We start from the raw sequence: 17,343 nt of genomic DNA on the forward strand, positions 1-17,343 counted from the left end.
AAAGGGCGGTCTGTGAAAGCCGCCGGATTTTGTTTTATTTTGGCTCTTTGCCGGCGGCGAAGACCATCATCATTTCGTTGGTAAGGCTGCTGTCGTTATCCTGACCAATAATTTTGTCGCGTTCGAACCACTCTGCAATGGAAAGCTCTTCGTGATCTACGGTCAGTGTGTCATCACCGTCTACATCACAGAAAAATCCAAAGAGCAGAGTGCCGGAGAAGGACCATGGCTGACTTTTGTAGTAACGGAGATTTCTGACTTTCAGACCGACTTCTTCCATAACTTCCCTGTGAACGGTTTGTTCGATTGTTTCGCCGATTTCTGCGAAGCCGGCGATCAGAGCGTATTGTTTGAAGCTTCTGCCTTCATATTTGGAACAGATGATCCTGTCACCGTTGGTGATGCCGACGATCACAGCCGGCATCAGAACCGGATATTCCTGACGTCCGCAGGAAGGGCAGTACATCATACGTTCTTTCGTATCGTGCTTCATTGGTTTTCCGCAGCAGCCGCAGAAGCGCCGGTTTTTGTACCAGAAAAAGAGCTGGTAACCGGTGATGGCAGCGAATGCCAGATACTTTGGCTCTGCGCCACGGAGAATACGTACATCGTAAAATGCATAACCAGGCAGCAGGGCAGGGTCGAGATTTGGAATCAGATAAAAACGTTCCTCATCGATTGAAAAAAGATAGATATAATTGGTATAAAGATCCGGGATTTTTTCTTCAAGTTCTTTAAAATGCGGAAGATGGAACGGGTTATCCGCATTTTCGCAGTCTCCACTCGCCTGAGAGAGAAGCACGCTTCTTCCATCGTAGACAAGAAGGGTGCTGTCGGCATCCGGCGGAACCGGTTTGTATTCATTGTGATATGTATGTGGTGCGATATCCTGTATCATAAAAACCTCCTGAAAACAAAGTATGCTTTTATTTTTTTGCTTTGTAGGATGAATTATCATCCGATAACGTTCAGACCATATTTAAGTATAGGGGAGACAGGGATAAAAAGCAAGTCAGTGGTTACTGTTTACAGGTAGTATTCCGCGAGGTGTTTTGCCATGAATAATGGCAAAATCCCACCACCGTAGGTGATTTGGAATGGATTTTGACCAAGTTGCTGTGAAGTGAGTAAATAGTATTGAGTGTTTGATAAAAAAATGACAAATTTGCTGAAAATGGTTGACATCAGAAAAAGGGAGTGTTACTATAATGTCAGTATAATTCCATATTGAACATATGAAGTGCAGATTGTTGTCCGCGTAGCAATCTGGAGAGGGAATCAGGTGCAAGTCCTGAGCGATCCGGTCACTGTAACAGAGGAGCGACTTTTCATTATCCCATTGTACATAGTATGAGAAGGGGAAAGGAAGCGATGATGCTGAAGTCAGGAAACCTGCTTTGTATGGCGAGGTTAAACTTCCGTGTAAAGTGTAACAACCAACTTAGGGTATCCGCAACCCAGAGTGTTGTCTGCTGTTTGGAAGCAGGCATTTTTTTATGGAATTCGCCTGTTCGTATGAATTATACCTATGTGTTTGTGGTTTTGCCACCACAGACCAGAACCCTTTAGGGGTATGATTAAATGGCAGGCGGTACTACTCCGGATGCATTCGTTCCCTCCGCATATTATGAACGGATTCATTGTCTACCCCGGAGCAGTATCGCAAATCCTCATAACAAAACTCGAAGATGACCAGTTCGGCAGAGCCGTGACTGGATTTTTTTACTTTATAGGAAATTACTCCGTAATGTTCCAATAAAGCAAAAACGCTCCGCGAGGATGTGACCAGATGCAAGAGGAATATGTCTGCTAAAGCAGACTGCATCTGGCACGCAAAGCGTAGCAAGTCCCTCAAAGATTGAGGGATGCAGGGAGTTTGAAGCGGACTTGTCCGCTTTGTTCTATGTAAAGGGAGAATCAAAATGGAGAAACCGTACTGGGAAGGAAAACATTATGCTTTTTTCAGTAACAGAGAATGTGAATATTTTCCGTGCCATGCAGGGGCAGATCCGGAGAACTTTAACTGTCTGTTCTGTTACTGTCCGCTGTATGCACTGGGAGATAAATGCGGTGGGAATTTCAGAATGACCGAGAAGGGAATTAAAGACTGCACGAACTGCCAGCTACCGCACAAAGCACAGAATTACGGCTACGTAACAGGAAAATACAGCGAGCTGGCGGAGCTGATGAAGAAAATGAGAGAAGCAGAAAAAAGATAGAAGAATAAGTACGGACGCGGGGCTGGGAATTTGCGCTCGATAAAATCCATACTGTCTGCTTGCAAATGAATATCCGCTTTGTTTACTGAACACGCTGCGTTTCCGAATTTCATACATGCGCTTATTAGCGATTGCTCCGCATAACTCGCTGTCGCTCAGACAGATGCTCCGCAACCGCAGCTAGCATGTACGAAATTTGCGGAAGCCTTGCTGAGTTCTGTAAACGGAGCGGATATTTTTTTAAGACAGCCGTATCTTTTTATCGCGCAGATATTCCCAGTCCGCGTGTCCTGTAATTTCACATCAGATAGCTTTTTCCTATGTTCTCTTAATTTCACAACCAGCTCCTTTCCCCATGACCGGGAAGGCCTCGCCGGCCAGCAGCCGAAGGCTGCGGTCCACCCACGGGGCGTGGTGGCATCACAAAGATGATACGGAATCACAGAGTGGAGAAATAATCGGATATCTATCTGGCAAAAAAAGAGAACACCATTCAAAATTAATATTGGCTATACACAGAAAAAAGAAACAACATCCTGATGAATTGACATAGTAAATTTCCGTAGATTCTGACTGCGCTAATGATGACTGCGTTGCACTGTCTGAGCACCGGATGGTGCGAGTTTGCAAAAGCAGTCATCCATAAATGCGCGGGAAGAATCCGGAAATGCAACGTGTCAATGAAACAGGATGTTGTTCTCTTTTTTGTTGTATAACATAAATTGCTTTGAATGGTGTTCTCTTTAGATGGGGAGATTTATTCACCTCTCGCTCAGTATCATCTTCAGCCGGGGTATATCATTATTTAATATCAATCTTTCGGGGAACATCATTTCATGTACAAACTCCGCCCCATACGTAAAATCCCCGACATGCTCCGCACCATGACTGTCGCTCGACAGCACGATCGGAAGCTCCAATTTCTTACAGCATCTCAAAATTTCCTTATTATTAGCGCGCGTATCCCCGCGATATCCGTCAGGCATCAGCGAAGCTTCGTTGATCTCAAAAATCACCCCATATTCCTTTGCACCGAAAGCCAGCGTTTCATAATCTGCCGGAAAAGCAGGATTATCACAATGTCCAAGCACCTTTACACAGGGATGTCTCATTGCATTCAGATAAGCGCTCGTATTTTCTTCAGCAGTACCGTTCTTATAATTCTGCGCATGCATACTTGCGATTGCATAATCCAGTTCGCTGAGCAGTTCATCATTCAGATCCAGATGCCCCTCCGTATCCAGAATATTTAATTCTGCTCCAAATAATAACTCGATTCCAAATCGCTTTTTTGGCGCGTAAGTAAGGCTCCTAAAATAAGAAGAAGTTCCTGCGGCAAGCGTTCCCGGACCGTGATCCGTGATGCCGAGCAGTTTCAGCCCTTTTTTAGAAGCGGCTTTTGCCATGTCTGAGATGGTACAGGACGTTCCGTGCCCGCTTGCAATCGAATGCGTATGTATATCAGAAAGATACATGAAAAAATCCCCCTTTCAAGGAATAAATTTTTTATATAATTCGAACTGTCAATACAATATAAAATCTTCTAAAACCAGTATGGCAGTCTGTTCTTGAAAAGTCAACCCGAAAATCAGAGTTCAAATAAAAACCAACACGAAACCAACAAAAACCACAACAAAAACCGCATAAAAAACAAATAAATAATGTTGGATTTTGTTGACATATAAAAGGTTGTAAGGTATAATGATTCTATATGAATCGTGGCGTCCCAGCGCCTTCTGATACATATGAGATATGGCGTTTTTTAGACACCATGAGAAAGGAGAAGTGTGGAGATGTTTAATACCACAGACATTCCAAAATCATCCAGAATCCCGAAGCTGATCGAAGCACTTTATGCAAAGATGCCGGTGATCGAATCTGCCAGAGCAAAACTCATTACGGAATCCTATAAGGCTACCGAAGGGCAGCCGGTGATTACCAGACGCGCGGAAGCTTTTGCTCACATTCTCCGGAATATTCCGATTATCATTCGTGATAATGAGCTGATCGTAGGAAGCAGCACGATCGCACCGAGAGGATGCCAGACATTCCCGGAATTTTCTTACCAGTGGCTGGAGGATGAACTGGATACTGTTGCAACAAGAACAGCGGATCCGTTCTACATTGCTGAAGAGACCAAAGCAGAGCTGAGAGAAGTACATAAATACTGGAAGGGCAAAACCTCCAGCGAACTTGCTACATCCTATATGGCTCCTGAGGCAATCAAAGCAATTGAACACAACATTTTTACACCGGGAAACTATTTCTACAACGGTGTGGGGCATGTAACTGTTAAATATGAAGAAGTTCTTGCGATCGGTTATAAAGGCATCATTGATAAAGCCCGTGCAGAACTGGAGAAATGTCAGGTTGGCGATGGCAATTATGCAAAGAAGAGTCATTTCCTTAATGCTGTGATCGTTTCCTGCCAGGCAGTTATCGAGTATGCAGAGCGTTATGCTGAACTGGCATCTCAGATGGCGGCAGAATGCACAGACCCGGTACGCAAACAGGAACTTTTACAGATCTCAGAGAACTGCAGCCGTGTTCCGGCAAACGGAGCGACCAGCTTCTACGAGGCATGTCAGTCTTTCTGGTTCGTACAGCAGCTTCTGCAGGTTGAATCCAGCGGACATTCTATTTCACCGGGACGTTTTGACCAGTATATGTATCCTTATTATAAAGCAGACATTGATAAGGGTGTTATTACCAGAGAAGCAGCGCAGGAACTCCTTGACTGTATCTGGGTCAAACTCAACGACCTTAACAAAGTACGTGATGCAGCATCCGCAGAGGGATTTGCAGGTTACAGCCTTTTCCAGAACCTGATCGTAGGTGGACAGGACAAATACGGAAACGACGTGACAAACGATCTTTCTGTTATGTGTATCCTTGCATCCATGCATGTACATCTGCCGATGCCGTCTCTTTCCATCCGAGTATGGAACGGTTCTCCGCATGAACTGCTGATCAAGGCAGCTGAGCTTACCAGAACCGGCATCGGACTTCCGGCATATTACAATGATGAAGTTATTATTCCGGCATTACAGAACAGAGGACTTACCCTGGAAGATGCGAGAGAATACAATATCATCGGATGTGTAGAACCGCAGAAAGCAGGCAAGACAGACGGATGGCACGATGCAGCGTTCTTCAACATGTGCCGCCCGCTTGAACTCGTATTCTCCAATGGTATGGACAAGGGCGAACTGGTTGGTATCCAGACCGGTGATGTTACCAAAATGACAACATTCGAAGAATTCTTTGATGCATACAAGAAACAAATGGAATACTGCATTTCCCTGATGGTCAATGCCGACAATGCGATCGACGTGGCGCATTCGGAGAGGGTACCGCTTCCATATGAATCCTGTATGGTAGATGATTGTCTCAGCAGAGGCCTTTCCGTACAGGAAGGTGGAGCTGTTTATAACTTTACCGGCCCACAGGGATTTGGTATTGCGAATATGGCTGACTCTTTATATGCGATCCGTAAGCTTGTATACGAAGATAAGAAAGTATCCATGGAAGAGTACAAACAGGCTCTGGCATGGAACTATGACAAAGGCCTGGATCAGCAGTCCGTTTCTGATATGTCGGAAATGATCCTTAAGGGAATGCAGGACGCAGGCATGGCAGTAAATACTGACACTGCAAAGGCGGTTCTTCAGACTGTTATGAGACTGAAACCTACCGAAGAGCAGCTTCGCAGATTTACAGAGATCCATCATATGATCGATGAAGTTCCGAAGTTTGGTAATGCAATCGATGATGTGGATTATTTTGCAAGAGATGTTGCTTATACATACAGCCGCCCGCTGCAGAAATACATGAATCCACGTGGCGGTCATTATCAGGCCGGACTCTATCCGGTATCTGCAAACGTACCGCTTGGCGGACAGACAGGAGCTACACCGGATGGACGTTATGCACATACACCGGTAGCAGATGGCGTTTCTCCAACTGCAGGAAAGGATGTCAAGGGACCAACCGCGGCAGCAACTTCTGTTTCCCGACTGGATCACTTCATTGTATCCAACGGAACACTGTTTAACCAGAAGTTCCATCCGTCCGCACTTGCAGGCAGAGAGGGCCTGGAAAAATTTGTTGCACTGATCCGTACCTTCTTCGATCAGAAGGGTATGCATATGCAGTTCAACGTAGTTGACAGAGAAACATTGCTTGATGCTCAGAAGCATCCGGAGAATTACGCGCATTTGGTTGTACGTGTTGCCGGATACAGCGCATTGTTTACAACTCTGTCACGTTCTCTTCAGGACGATATCATCAGACGTACAGAACAGGGCTTCTAAAAGGAAAAAATTATGGATTATTTACAGACAAAAGGTCGTATTTTCGATATCCAGCGTTATTCTGTTCATGATGGTCCGGGAATCCGTACGATCGTTTTCCTGAAAGGATGTGTGCTTCGATGCCGCTGGTGCTGTAATCCGGAATCACAGGAATACAAGATCCAGACGATGAAAGTACTCGGTGAGGACAAAGTAATCGGCAGGGATGTGACTGTAGAGGAAATGATTAAGGTTGTTGAAGAGGACCGGCCATATTACCGGCGCTCCGGAGGCGGACTTACTCTTTCCGGAGGCGAGAGCCTCTGCCAGCCTGAATTTGCGAGGGATCTTCTCCGTGCAGCCAAGGAGCATGGGATCAATACCGCGCTCGAGAGTATGGCGTGTGCTCCGTTTGAGACGATCGAGACGATTTTACCGTATCTTGATCTTTATCTGATGGACATCAAACATACCAATCCGGCAAAACACAAGGAGTTCACCGGCAGACCGAATGATCTGATGATGGAAAATGCCCGCAAAGTTGCACTTTCAGGTAAATGCAAACTGATCATCCGCGTTCCGGTTATTCCGACGTTTAATGATACGATCGAGGAAATCCAGGGAATTGCACGTTTTGCCGATACCCTTCCGGGGGTGGAGCAGCTTCACCTGCTTCCGTATCACCGCCTCGGACAGGATAAGTATATCGGTCTTGGCAGACCATATTTAATGGAAGGAATCCTGCCGCCGACGAAGGAACATATGGAAACACTGCGAAAAGCCGCAGAATCCGTGAGTTCTTTGCGCGTTCAGATCGGTGGATGATCGAAAAACAACAAAAACAACATTTTTTTCACAACAAAAACAACAAGAAACAACGATAAATTCTTGACAATCTCGTCTATAAGGAGTAAAATCTCCTTAGAAATAAAATAAAACACCTGCGGCTGTCTTTTGCTGTATATATAGCAGAAGGACAGCAGCAAAACCAAATTGCTTTAGGAGGAAAATAAGCATGGTAAACGAATTTGAAATCAAAAAACAGATCTGTGACATCGGAAGACGTATCTACAACCGTAACATGGTTGCAGCAAACGACGGAAACATCTCCGTAAAACTGAATGACAACGAATTCCTCTGCACACCAACAGGTGTATCCAAAGGATTTATGACACCAGAGTTCATCTGTAAAGTAGATGCTCAGGGTAACGTAATCCAGGCTAACCCGGGATTCAAACCATCTTCTGAGATCAAAATGCATATGAGAGTATATCAGAAGAGACCAGACGTAGGATCTGTAGTACATGCTCATCCAATCTATGCTACATCCTTCGCTATCGCTGGTATCCCGCTTACACAGCCGATCATGCCGGAAGCAGTTATCGCTCTTGGATGCGTTCCGATCGCTGAGTACGGTACACCTTCCACAATGGAAATTCCGGACAACCTTGAAAAATATCTTCCATATTTCGATGCAGTTCTTCTTGAGAACCACGGAGCTCTTACATGGAGCACAGACCTGAATGCTGCATACATGAAGATGGAATCCGTAGAATTCTACGCACAGCTTCTGTATCAGAGCAAACTGCTCGGCGGTCCGAAGGAATTCGATAAAGAAAACATCAAGAAACTGTATGAAATCCGTCGTAAATTCGGTATGCCAGGAAAACATCCGGCAAGTCTCTGCCAGAACAAAGACGGTGTTAACTGTCATAACTGCGGTGGTGCCTGCCACAATGAAGATTACAAACAGTTCCCGGGATATCAGTATGATTTCGTTGGTGGCGACTGTTCAAAAGAAGCAGCTCCGGCAGCTGGAAACGCTGATGCAGAACTGGTTGCTAACATCACAAAACAGGTTATGGCACAGCTTGGCCTGAAATAATCTGAAACCAGATAAGGCAGACATTAAAGGAGGACAATCTCATGCCAATCAGTGAGAGCATGGTACAGGATATTGTACAGGAAGTAATGGCAAAAATGCAGATTGCAGATGCTCCGACAGGAAAACATGGCGTTTTCAAAGAAATGAATGATGCGATCGAAGCTGCTAAAAAAGCAGAACTGATCGTTAAGAAAATGTCCATGGATCAGAGAGAAAAAATCATCACCTGCATCCGTAAAAAAATCAAAGAAAATGCAGAAGTTATGGCTCGTATGGGCGTTGATGAGACAGGAATGGGTAACGTAGGAGACAAGATCCTGAAACATCATCTGGTAGCAGACAAGACACCTGGTACTGAAGATATCACAACAACTGCATGGTCAGGAGACAGAGGTCTGACTCTGATCGAGATGGGACCGTTTGGCGTAATCGGTGCGATCACACCATGTACCAACCCGAGTGAAACAGTACTCTGTAATACAATTGGTATGCTGGCAGGCGGAAATACAGTAGTATTTAACCCGCATCCGGCAGCAATCAAAACCTCTATTTTCGCAATCAACCTGGTAAACGAAGCTTCTCTTGAAGCAGGCGGCCCGGACAACATTGCCGTAACAGTAGAGAAACCAACTCTTGAAACAAGCAATATCATGATGAAACATAAAGATATTCCGCTGATCGCTGCAACAGGCGGCCCTGGTGTTGTAACAGCAGTTCTTTCCTCCGGTAAGAGAGGAATCGGAGCAGGAGCTGGCAACCCACCGGCAGTTGTTGATGAGACAGCAGATATCCGTAAAGCAGCTCAGGACATCGTAAACGGATGTACATTCGATAACAACCTTCCATGTATCGCAGAGAAGGAAGTTGTAGCTGTATCTTCTGTAGTAGATGAACTGATGCACTACATGCTGACAGAAAACGACTGTTACCTCGCTTCCAAAGAAGAGCAGGACAAACTGACAGAAGTTGTTCTGGCAGGCGGCAAACTGAACCGTAAATGTGTTGGACGTGACGCTAAGACACTTCTTTCCATGATCGGAGTAAACGCACCGGCAAATACCCGCTGCATCATCTTCGAAGGACCGAAGGAACATCCGCTGATCACAACAGAACTTATGATGCCGATCCTTGGTGTTGTAAGAGCAAGAGATTTCGATGATGCTGTAGAACAGGCTGTATGGCTTGAACATGGCAACCGTCATTCAGCACACATCCATTCCAAAAACATTGATAACATTACCAAATATGCGAAAGCAATCGACACAGCAATCCTTGTTAAGAACGGCCCGTCCTATTCTGCACTTGGATTCGGCGGAGAAGGATATTGTACATTCACAATTGCAAGCCGTACAGGTGAAGGACTTACAAGTGCAAGCACCTTCACAAAGAGAAGACGCTGCGTAATGTCTGACAGCCTTTGCATTCGCTAATCAGGAGGAAAGTTTAAAATGGATATGAACAATGTAAATATTGAAGAAATTGTAAAACAGGTTCTCTCCGGAATGACCGGAACAGCACCTGCAGCAGCTCAGACAGCTGCACCGGCAGCCCCGGCTCAGGGTGGAATCCCGAAAACAGCAAGAGTTGCAATGATGACAGAAAAGAAACACTTCGAACTGCAGGAGTATCCGCTTCCGGAAGTCGGTGACGACGATATCCTTGTTAAAGTAGAAGGCTGTGGCGTTTGTGGTACAGATGCTCACGAATACAAAAATGACCCATTCGGTCTGATCCCGGTTGTTCTCGGACATGAAGGAACCGGTGAGATCGTAGCTATGGGTAAAAACGTTAAAGTTGATACAGCTGGTAAACCGGTTAAGATCGGTGATAAAGTTGTTACATGTATGATCTTCAAAGATGATCCGGAAATTACAATGTTCGACCTCAACAAGAAAAACGTTGGCGGCGCTGATGTTTACGGACTTCTTCCGGATGATGATGTTAAATTCAACGGATGGTTCGCTGATTACATCTTCATCAGAGGCGGAAAATTCGGTTCCACATTCTTCAACGTAAGTGATCTGGATCTGGATTCCCGTATCCTTATCGAGCCATGTGCAGTACTTGTACATGCAGTAGAAAGAGCAAAAACAACAGGTATCCTCAAATTCAACAGCAGAGTTGTTGTACAGGGATGCGGACCGATCGGTCTGATCTGTATCGCAGTTCTTCACACCATGGGTGTTCAGAACATCTGCGCAGTAGACGGAAATGCAAAACGTCTTGAATTTGCCAAGAAGATGGGTGCTAACACAACAGTAGATTTCACACAGTTCAAGGGTATCGAAGCGCTTACAGAGGGCGTTAAAGCTGCTCAGGACGGACATCTTGCAGACTTTGCATTCCAGTGCACAGGTAACCCGCATGCACATGCAAACATCTACAAATTCATCCGCAACGGCGGTGGACTTTGCGAACTTGGATTCTTCATCAATGGTGGAGATGCAACAATCAACCCGCACTTCGACCTTTGCTCCAAAGAAATCAACCTTGTTGGCTCCTGGGTATACAACCTCAGAGACTATGCAACAACATTTGATTTCCTGAAGAGAGCAAAAGCAATCGGACTGCCGATGTCTGATCTGATCACACACAAATTCCCGCTTGAGCAGATCAACGAAGCACTTGAGACAAACCTTGCAATGACAGGTCTTAAGATTGCCGTAGTAAATAAATAATCCGGGAATATAAAGGAGAGGCAAAATGGCAGAAGCTGTAGGAATTTTGGAAGTGTTCGGTCTGGCGACAGCCTTTGTAGCGGCAGATGCCGGTTGTAAGGCAGCAAATGTCCGCCTGGAGGTGTTCGACAAGAACAAGCCTGCAAACGCAGACAGCCTGCCAGTACCGCTTCTGGTATGCATCAAATTCCGCGGAAGCGTCGAGGACGTTACCGCCGCTGTGGAAGCAGGAATGGCAGAAGCAAACCGGAGAACTGGTGTAGTGCAGCACTACGTAATACCAAATCCGACAGAGGATACGGTAAAGATGCTGAAAATCAGCGCCCTGGATAAAAGCTGACGGCTGATATCCCGGTATGAATATTTGAACAAGTATAAACAATGATTCAGGAGGAAGAAACAATGGCACAGGAAGCTTTAGGAATGGTAGAGACCAGAGGACTGACAGCAGCAATCGAAGCAGCAGATGCAATGACAAAAGCAGCAGAAGTAGCACTGGTAGGAACAGAGAAAATCGGATCCGGACTGGTAACAGTTATGGTTCGCGGTGATGTCGGAGCAGTTAAAGCAGCAGTAGAGAGCGGAAGCGCAGCAGCATCCAGACTTGGTGAGCTTGTTGCAACACACGTAATTCCGAGACCACACAACGATGTAGAAAAAATTCTTCCTACAATAAAATAATGCATCCAGCATTAAAGGAGTTCGCTCATGAGTAAAGCATATGGTTTTATAGAGATCACTGGTGTCGTAGCTGCGATCAATGCGCTCGATATCATGTGCAAAACTGCAGACGTTGAGCTGGCGTCATGGGAACGTAAGCTGGGCGGACGACTTGTCACTCTTATTGTAGAAGGCGATGTATCAGCAGTCAACGAAGCTGTTGAAGCTGCTGTTGCAAACGCTATTAAGAAACCGGCGAGTTATGCAGTGATTGCACGACCACACGAGGAAATCGTCAAACTCGTGGAGTTAAGTGCAAGCCGTTGGAAGAAAAAAACAGACGAAACAAAACCAGAAAATAAATAATCAATTTTCATTTTATCCACAAGGAGGAAAAAATCATGACACAGGAAGCTTTAGGAATGGTAGAAACCAGAGGACTTACAGCAGCAATCGAAGCAGCAGACCAGATGTGCAAAGCAGCTAACGTAGCACTTGTTGGAACAGAAAAAATCGGATCCGGACTGGTAACAGTTATGGTTCGTGGAGATGTAGGAGCTGTTAAATCTGCAGTAGAAAGCGGAAGCGCAGCAGCATCCAGACTTGGTGAGCTCGTAGCTACACACGTAATCCCGAGACCACACACAGACGTAGAAAAAATTCTTCCGGTTCTGAAATAATTTTATTACATAAATTTATTCCGGCAAATGGAAGAAAGCAGGTGTATTCTTGGAATCAAAAAACATTGAACTGATTACAAAAATGGTTATTGATGCCATTAATCAGAATGAAGAAAAAGGAAACGGCTTCATGGTTCCAATCGGAGTATCTGCAAGACATGTTCATCTGACACAGGAACACGTAGAAACATTATTCGGACCAGGTTACCAGCTTACAAAGAAAAAAGACCTGATGGGCGGACAGTTTGCATCAAACGAAACTGTTACCATCATCGGCCTGAAACTTCGTGCGATCGAGAACGTTCGTGTTCTCGGACCTGTCCGCAGTGCAACACAGGTTGAGGTATCTGCTACAGATGCCATCAAACTCGGCATGAATGTTCCGGTTCGTATGTCCGGTGATATTGCAGGAAGTGCACCGATCGCAATCGTCGGACCGAAAGGTGCCATCTATCTGAAAGAGGGATGTATCGTGGCTATGCGTCACATTCACATGTCTCCGGCAGATGCACAGGCAGCCGGTGTCAAAAACGGCGATATCGTTTCTGTTAAGGCAGATAACGAGCGTGGAACTATCTTTAATCAGGTTGCTATCCGTGTAGACGACAGCTTTACACTGGAAATGCATATTGATACAGATGAAGCAAATGCAGCAAAGATTGCCACAGGCAATACAGTTACCATCATAAAATAATATTCCTCTGAATCGGCCGGTGGCGCAAGTCACCGGCATTAGGGGATTAAACTATAATGCGGAGGCACACACATGATAGTAGGAAAAGTAGTTGGAAGTATTGTTTCCACTCGTAAAAGTGACAAGTTGATAGGACAGAAATTCATGATCGTGGAGCCGGTGCATCATATGAAAACTGACTTATCCCAGATCGTTGCCATCGATATTATCGGTGCAGGTATCGGGGAATATGTGTTGGTGGCACAAGGAAGCGCGGCCAGAATCGGCTGCGGCGAAGAAACAGCACCGATCGATGCGGCAATAGTCGGTATCGTCGATGATGGTGCAGGATTGGAGTAACGCCATGGAAATCAAAGATTTACAGAAAATTATGCAGGACAATGGTGTTGTAGGTGCAGGTGGTGCCGGATTCCCGTCATATGCCAAGCTTACAGACAAGGCTGACACAATTCTTCTGAACTGTGCAGAATGTGAACCATTGCTGAAACTTCACAGACAGTTACTTGAGAAGCATGCATATGAGATCATGAAGACATTCCACATGGTTATGGAGACCGTTGGTGCTTCACAGGCAATCATCGGAATCAAGAAATCATATGTACAGACGATCAAGGCACTGCAGCAGAACATTGAAGAGTTCCCTGGTCTGAAAATTCATCTTCTTGATGAAGTTTACCCGATGGGTGACGAAGTTGTGCTGATCTATGAAGCTACCGGTCGTGTCTGCAGACCTGGCGGACTGCCGATTGAGCAGGGCGTCATTGTATTCAACGTAGAGACTATTTACAATGTATATCAGGCAGTGGAAGCACAGAAGCCGGTTACAGAAAAATACGTTTCCGTTGTAGCAGAAGTTGGAAACCCGGTAACAGTAAAAGTTCCGCTGGGCTGTACTTTGGATGAAGTAGTAGCACAGGCTGGAGATATTACTACCAAAGATCCTGTTTACTTTGTAGGCGGCCCGATGATGGGACGCATCGGTAACGGTTCAGATCCGGTTACCAAAACAACAAACGCAGTTCTCGTTCTTCCGAGAGATCATCAGATCGTCATGAAGAAGCAGCGAACATCTGCAATTGATTTAAAACGTGCAGCATCTATCTGCTGCCAGTGTAACACCTGTACGGACCTCTGCCCGAGACATAACCTCGGACATCCGATCGATCCGGCCCGCTTTATGAGAGCAGCATCCGCTGGTGATTTCAGAGATGTGAATCCATATATCGATTCCGCATTCTGCAGTTCCTGCGGTGTATGTGAGATGTATGCATGCCCACAGAGTCTTGCTCCGAGAACACTTCTCGCAGACATGAAGGGCGGACTTCGTAAAGCAGGTATCAGACCTCCTCAGGGAGTACAGCCGGTTCCGGTACAGCCTTCAAGAGAATATCGCAAGGTTCCGGAAGAACGACTGATGGCACGTTTGGGACTGACCAAATATGACAAGGATGCACCGATGGATGAGAACATTGTTCCGGTATCCAAGGTCAAGATCCTTTTAAGCCAGCATATCGGCGCACCGGCACAGGCAATTGTGAAGACAGGCGATATGGTAACAAAAGGCCAGATGATCGCACAGCATGCTGACGGATTAAGCGTAAGCATCCATGCAAGTATCTCTGGTAAAGTAACAGAAGTAACAGACCGCCACATCATAATTGCAGCAAAGTAGAAAGGACGTGCAGAAAATGAGTAAAGCAATCGGAATGATTGAATTTAAAACGACTGCCACAGGTATCACAGCAGCAGATGCCATGGTAAAGACATCTGAGGTCGAGATTGTCGAGGCACAGACCGTATGTCCGGGCAAATATATTGCAATTATCACAGGCGATTTAAGTGCAGTAAAGGCCGCTGTTGACGCAGCAGTAACTACTTACGAGGACAAATGTATCGACAGCTTTGTACTTGGTAATCCTCATGAGTCCCTGTTCCCGGCTATGTACGGAACAACTCAGATCGAAGGAATCAGTGCTCTTGGAATCCTTGAGACATATGATGCTGCATCTATCATTGAAGCAGCAGACCAGGCAGCAAAAACCGCAATCGTAGACGTTATCGAATTACGTATTGCAAAAGGTATGTGTGGTAAATCCTACATGCTTCTTACCGGTGAGGTTTCTGCAGTAGAAGCTTCTATTGAGAAAGCTAAGAATCTCGTTGCATCCAAGGGAATGTATCTGGATTCCTCAGTAATCGCTCATCCGGATCAGAGAATGATCGATTCTATCCTTTAATAATAATAAATGTTCTCAAAAGGGGGCAAAGTAAATGCTGGCATTAGAAAGACGGAATTTAATTCTTGAGAAATTACAGACAGAAAAAAGAGTCGTTGTAAGTGAACTCAGCCAACTGTATGAAGTTTCTGAAGAAACGATCCGCCGTGACCTGGACAAGCTCGAAAAAGAGGGGCTTGCGACAAAAAGCTATGGCGGAGCTGTCATAAAAGAGGATGTGAGTATTGACTTGCCCTTTAATATTCGAAAGAACCAGAATGTAGGCGGTAAACAGAAAATGGCTGAACTTGCAGCCTCCCTTGTAAAAGAAGGAGACCATATTTTCCTTGATGCGAGTACGACAGCAGTTTTTGTTGCCAAAGCGCTCAAAGAAAAAGAACGCCTGACCGTGATCACAAATTCCATGGAGATCCTTCTTGAATTGTCAGATGTTTCGGGCTGGAATATTATTTCAACCGGTGGTGTCATGAAAGAAGGATATCTTGCTTTCCTCGGTTCCAGAACTGAGGAAGCAATCCGATCCTACTTTGTAGATAAGGTAATTATCTCTTGCAAAGCACTGGATCATGAGTGGGGAATCATGGAGTCACAGGAAGCATTCGGCACAACCAAGAAGGCAATGATTGCATCCGGCCGTGAGAAGATTCTGGTAGTAGACAGCACAAAATTTGATCAGACCGCATTTTCCGTTGCAGGAAAACTGCGGGATATAGATGTGATTGTGACCGATCGGAAGCCATCTGAGAAATGGCTGGCACACTTTGCCGATGAAGGTGTGGAGTGCCGTTATCCGGGTATGCAGTCATAGAAAAGGAGCAACAGATATGAAGACCTTTGGAATGAAAACTGTCATTCATTTTGGAGACAACGCTCTGGATCGTCTGAGAGAGATACCATACAAGAGAGTACTCATCATTACGGATCCTTTTGTAGTGCAGAGTAAAATGATTGACCTGATTACAGAGCCTTTGGCAAAGGGCGGCATCGAGTACGACATTTTCAGTAATGTAGTTCCGGATGCGCCGGTAGATAAGGTGGCAGACGGTGTTAAGAAATTCTTAAGCTATCAGCCGGAAGCAGTTATTGCAGTCGGTGGTGGTTCTGCTATCGATTCCTCCAAGGCAATTCGTGAGTTTGCACTGAAGATCAACCATTACAGCGACGTTGGTCTGATTGCCGTTCCTACAACAAGCGGAACAGGTTCAGAGGTTACATCCTTTGCAGTCGTAAACGACACCGAAGCCAAGGTAAAATATCCACTTATTTCCCCAAGTCTGACAGCAGATGAGGCAATTCTCGATGCAGAATTAGTAAAAAGTGTACCTCCGGCTATCACAGCTGACACAGGTATGGACGTATTTACCCATGCACTGGAATCCTATGTAAGTACAGATCATAATGAATTTTCAGCAGCACTTGCTGAAAAAGCAATGGAAATCTGTGGTGTATTCCTCCTGAGAGCTTATCTTGACGGAAGTGATATGCATGCAAGACAGAAAATGCACGTGGCATCCTGTCTGGCAGGTCTTTCTTTCAATACAGCAGGCCTTGGAATTACACACAGTATGGCACATCAGCTCGGTGCACAGTTCCATATTCCTCATGGACGTGCAAATGCAATGCTTCTGCCGCACATTGTAGAATTTAATGCGAATATCAACAAACGAAGCAGAAGTCAGAAGACATATCTTCCTTCCGTAGAAAGATATGCATCCGTCGCACATATCCTGGGACTGAGCAATTATAATCAGGTAATGAGCGTACGTTCTCTCGTAAACTGGATTCAGTTTATGCAGAAAGAAATGAATATCCCGATGACGATTCAGGAAATCGGAACGATCAGCCCGGATGAATATTTCGGAGCAATCGACAAGATGGCAGATGCAGCGCTTGCGGATGCATGCACAACAACCAATCCGAGAATCCCGACCAAAGAGGATATTATGAAGATTTACAAAAAACTCTGGTCTTTCTAAGAACCGGGTGAGCAGGAGATGC

18 protein-coding genes and 1 riboswitch are annotated in these 17,343 nt (G+C 45.4%); of the genes, 16 read left to right on the forward strand and 2 right to left on the reverse strand.

Going from position 1 to position 17,343, the window contains the following annotated elements:
* Positions 1 to 34: 34 nt before the first annotated feature.
* Positions 35 to 898 carry an NAD(+) diphosphatase gene (nudC, locus tag H8Z79_RS01615; protein ID WP_118039417.1) on the reverse strand — a complete coding sequence of 288 codons (864 nt, stop codon included), beginning with the start codon at positions 896 to 898 and terminating at the stop codon, positions 35 to 37.
* A 323-nt stretch (positions 899 to 1,221) separates the two neighbouring features.
* A riboswitch (cobalamin riboswitch) is annotated at positions 1,222 to 1,414 on the forward strand.
* Positions 1,415 to 1,922: 508 nt separating this feature from the next.
* On the opposite strand from nudC, the gene H8Z79_RS01620 reads away from it, so the two are divergent.
* On the forward strand, positions 1,923 to 2,219 hold the full coding sequence (locus tag H8Z79_RS01620; protein ID WP_118039418.1) for a cysteine-rich small domain-containing protein: 297 nt from the start codon (positions 1,923 to 1,925) through the stop codon (positions 2,217 to 2,219).
* A gap of 761 nt (positions 2,220 to 2,980) precedes the next feature.
* Here H8Z79_RS01620 and H8Z79_RS01625 read toward each other — a convergent pair.
* Positions 2,981 to 3,694: a phosphatase gene (locus tag H8Z79_RS01625; protein WP_118039419.1), complete on the reverse strand. Its 714-nt coding sequence runs from the start codon at positions 3,692 to 3,694 to the stop codon at positions 2,981 to 2,983.
* A gap of 318 nt (positions 3,695 to 4,012) precedes the next feature.
* Between H8Z79_RS01625 and H8Z79_RS01630 the strand changes: the two genes are divergently transcribed.
* The 15 genes from H8Z79_RS01630 to H8Z79_RS01700 all read left to right on the forward strand — a co-directional run bounded on the left by H8Z79_RS01630 (position 4,013) and on the right by H8Z79_RS01700 (position 17,321).
* Positions 4,013 to 6,532 (forward strand): glycyl radical protein, encoded by a 2,520-nt coding sequence (locus H8Z79_RS01630; protein ID WP_015542035.1) that lies wholly within the window; start codon positions 4,013 to 4,015, stop codon positions 6,530 to 6,532.
* A 12-nt stretch (positions 6,533 to 6,544) separates the two neighbouring features.
* Positions 6,545 to 7,336 carry a glycyl-radical enzyme activating protein gene (locus H8Z79_RS01635; RefSeq protein WP_015542036.1) on the forward strand — a complete coding sequence of 264 codons (792 nt, stop codon included), beginning with the start codon at positions 6,545 to 6,547 and terminating at the stop codon, positions 7,334 to 7,336.
* A 190-nt stretch (positions 7,337 to 7,526) separates the two neighbouring features.
* Positions 7,527 to 8,396 (forward strand): class II aldolase/adducin family protein, encoded by an 870-nt coding sequence (locus H8Z79_RS01640; RefSeq protein WP_015542037.1) that lies wholly within the window; start codon positions 7,527 to 7,529, stop codon positions 8,394 to 8,396.
* 41 nt (positions 8,397 to 8,437) lie between these two features.
* On the forward strand, positions 8,438 to 9,826 hold the full coding sequence (locus H8Z79_RS01645) for an aldehyde dehydrogenase family protein (RefSeq protein WP_015542038.1): 1,389 nt from the start codon (positions 8,438 to 8,440) through the stop codon (positions 9,824 to 9,826).
* A gap of 18 nt (positions 9,827 to 9,844) precedes the next feature.
* Positions 9,845 to 11,074, forward strand: a complete 1,230-nt coding sequence (locus H8Z79_RS01650) for a zinc-dependent alcohol dehydrogenase (protein WP_015542039.1) — start codon at positions 9,845 to 9,847, stop codon at positions 11,072 to 11,074.
* A gap of 25 nt (positions 11,075 to 11,099) precedes the next feature.
* Complete coding sequence (locus H8Z79_RS01655; protein ID WP_005427726.1) at positions 11,100 to 11,414, forward strand: BMC domain-containing protein; 315 nt, start codon at positions 11,100 to 11,102, stop codon at positions 11,412 to 11,414.
* A 62-nt stretch (positions 11,415 to 11,476) separates the two neighbouring features.
* Entirely contained in the window at positions 11,477 to 11,755 is a 279-nt protein-coding gene (locus H8Z79_RS01660; RefSeq protein ID WP_015542040.1) for a BMC domain-containing protein, read from the forward strand.
* 27 nt (positions 11,756 to 11,782) lie between these two features.
* Positions 11,783 to 12,100: a BMC domain-containing protein gene (locus tag H8Z79_RS01665; RefSeq protein ID WP_015542041.1), complete on the forward strand. Its 318-nt coding sequence runs from the start codon at positions 11,783 to 11,785 to the stop codon at positions 12,098 to 12,100.
* 35 nt (positions 12,101 to 12,135) lie between these two features.
* Positions 12,136 to 12,414, forward strand: coding sequence for a BMC domain-containing protein (locus H8Z79_RS01670; RefSeq protein ID WP_005427721.1), 279 nt, complete (start codon positions 12,136 to 12,138; stop codon positions 12,412 to 12,414).
* Positions 12,415 to 12,496: 82 nt separating this feature from the next.
* The gene (locus tag H8Z79_RS01675) at positions 12,497 to 13,108 is read left to right on the forward strand and encodes a phosphate propanoyltransferase (protein ID WP_408609891.1); all 612 of its coding nucleotides are present in this window, start codon (positions 12,497 to 12,499) and stop codon (positions 13,106 to 13,108) included.
* 72 nt (positions 13,109 to 13,180) lie between these two features.
* The gene (locus H8Z79_RS01680) at positions 13,181 to 13,447 is read left to right on the forward strand and encodes a EutN/CcmL family microcompartment protein (protein ID WP_015542042.1); all 267 of its coding nucleotides are present in this window, start codon (positions 13,181 to 13,183) and stop codon (positions 13,445 to 13,447) included.
* Between the two features lie 4 nt (positions 13,448 to 13,451).
* Positions 13,452 to 14,780: a 4Fe-4S dicluster domain-containing protein gene (locus H8Z79_RS01685; protein ID WP_015542043.1), complete on the forward strand. Its 1,329-nt coding sequence runs from the start codon at positions 13,452 to 13,454 to the stop codon at positions 14,778 to 14,780.
* Between the two features lie 16 nt (positions 14,781 to 14,796).
* The gene (locus tag H8Z79_RS01690) at positions 14,797 to 15,345 is read left to right on the forward strand and encodes a BMC domain-containing protein (RefSeq protein ID WP_015542044.1); all 549 of its coding nucleotides are present in this window, start codon (positions 14,797 to 14,799) and stop codon (positions 15,343 to 15,345) included.
* A 34-nt stretch (positions 15,346 to 15,379) separates the two neighbouring features.
* Complete coding sequence (locus H8Z79_RS01695) at positions 15,380 to 16,153, forward strand: DeoR/GlpR family DNA-binding transcription regulator (RefSeq protein WP_015542045.1); 774 nt, start codon at positions 15,380 to 15,382, stop codon at positions 16,151 to 16,153.
* Between the two features lie 16 nt (positions 16,154 to 16,169).
* A complete protein-coding gene (locus tag H8Z79_RS01700; protein ID WP_015542046.1) occupies positions 16,170 to 17,321 on the forward strand; it encodes a 1-propanol dehydrogenase PduQ in 1,152 nt (383 codons plus the stop codon).
* Positions 17,322 to 17,343 lie beyond the last annotated feature (22 nt).

The organism is Blautia intestinalis, from assembly GCF_014297355.1.
In the GTDB taxonomy this organism is placed as follows: domain Bacteria; phylum Bacillota; class Clostridia; order Lachnospirales; family Lachnospiraceae; genus Blautia_A; species Blautia_A intestinalis.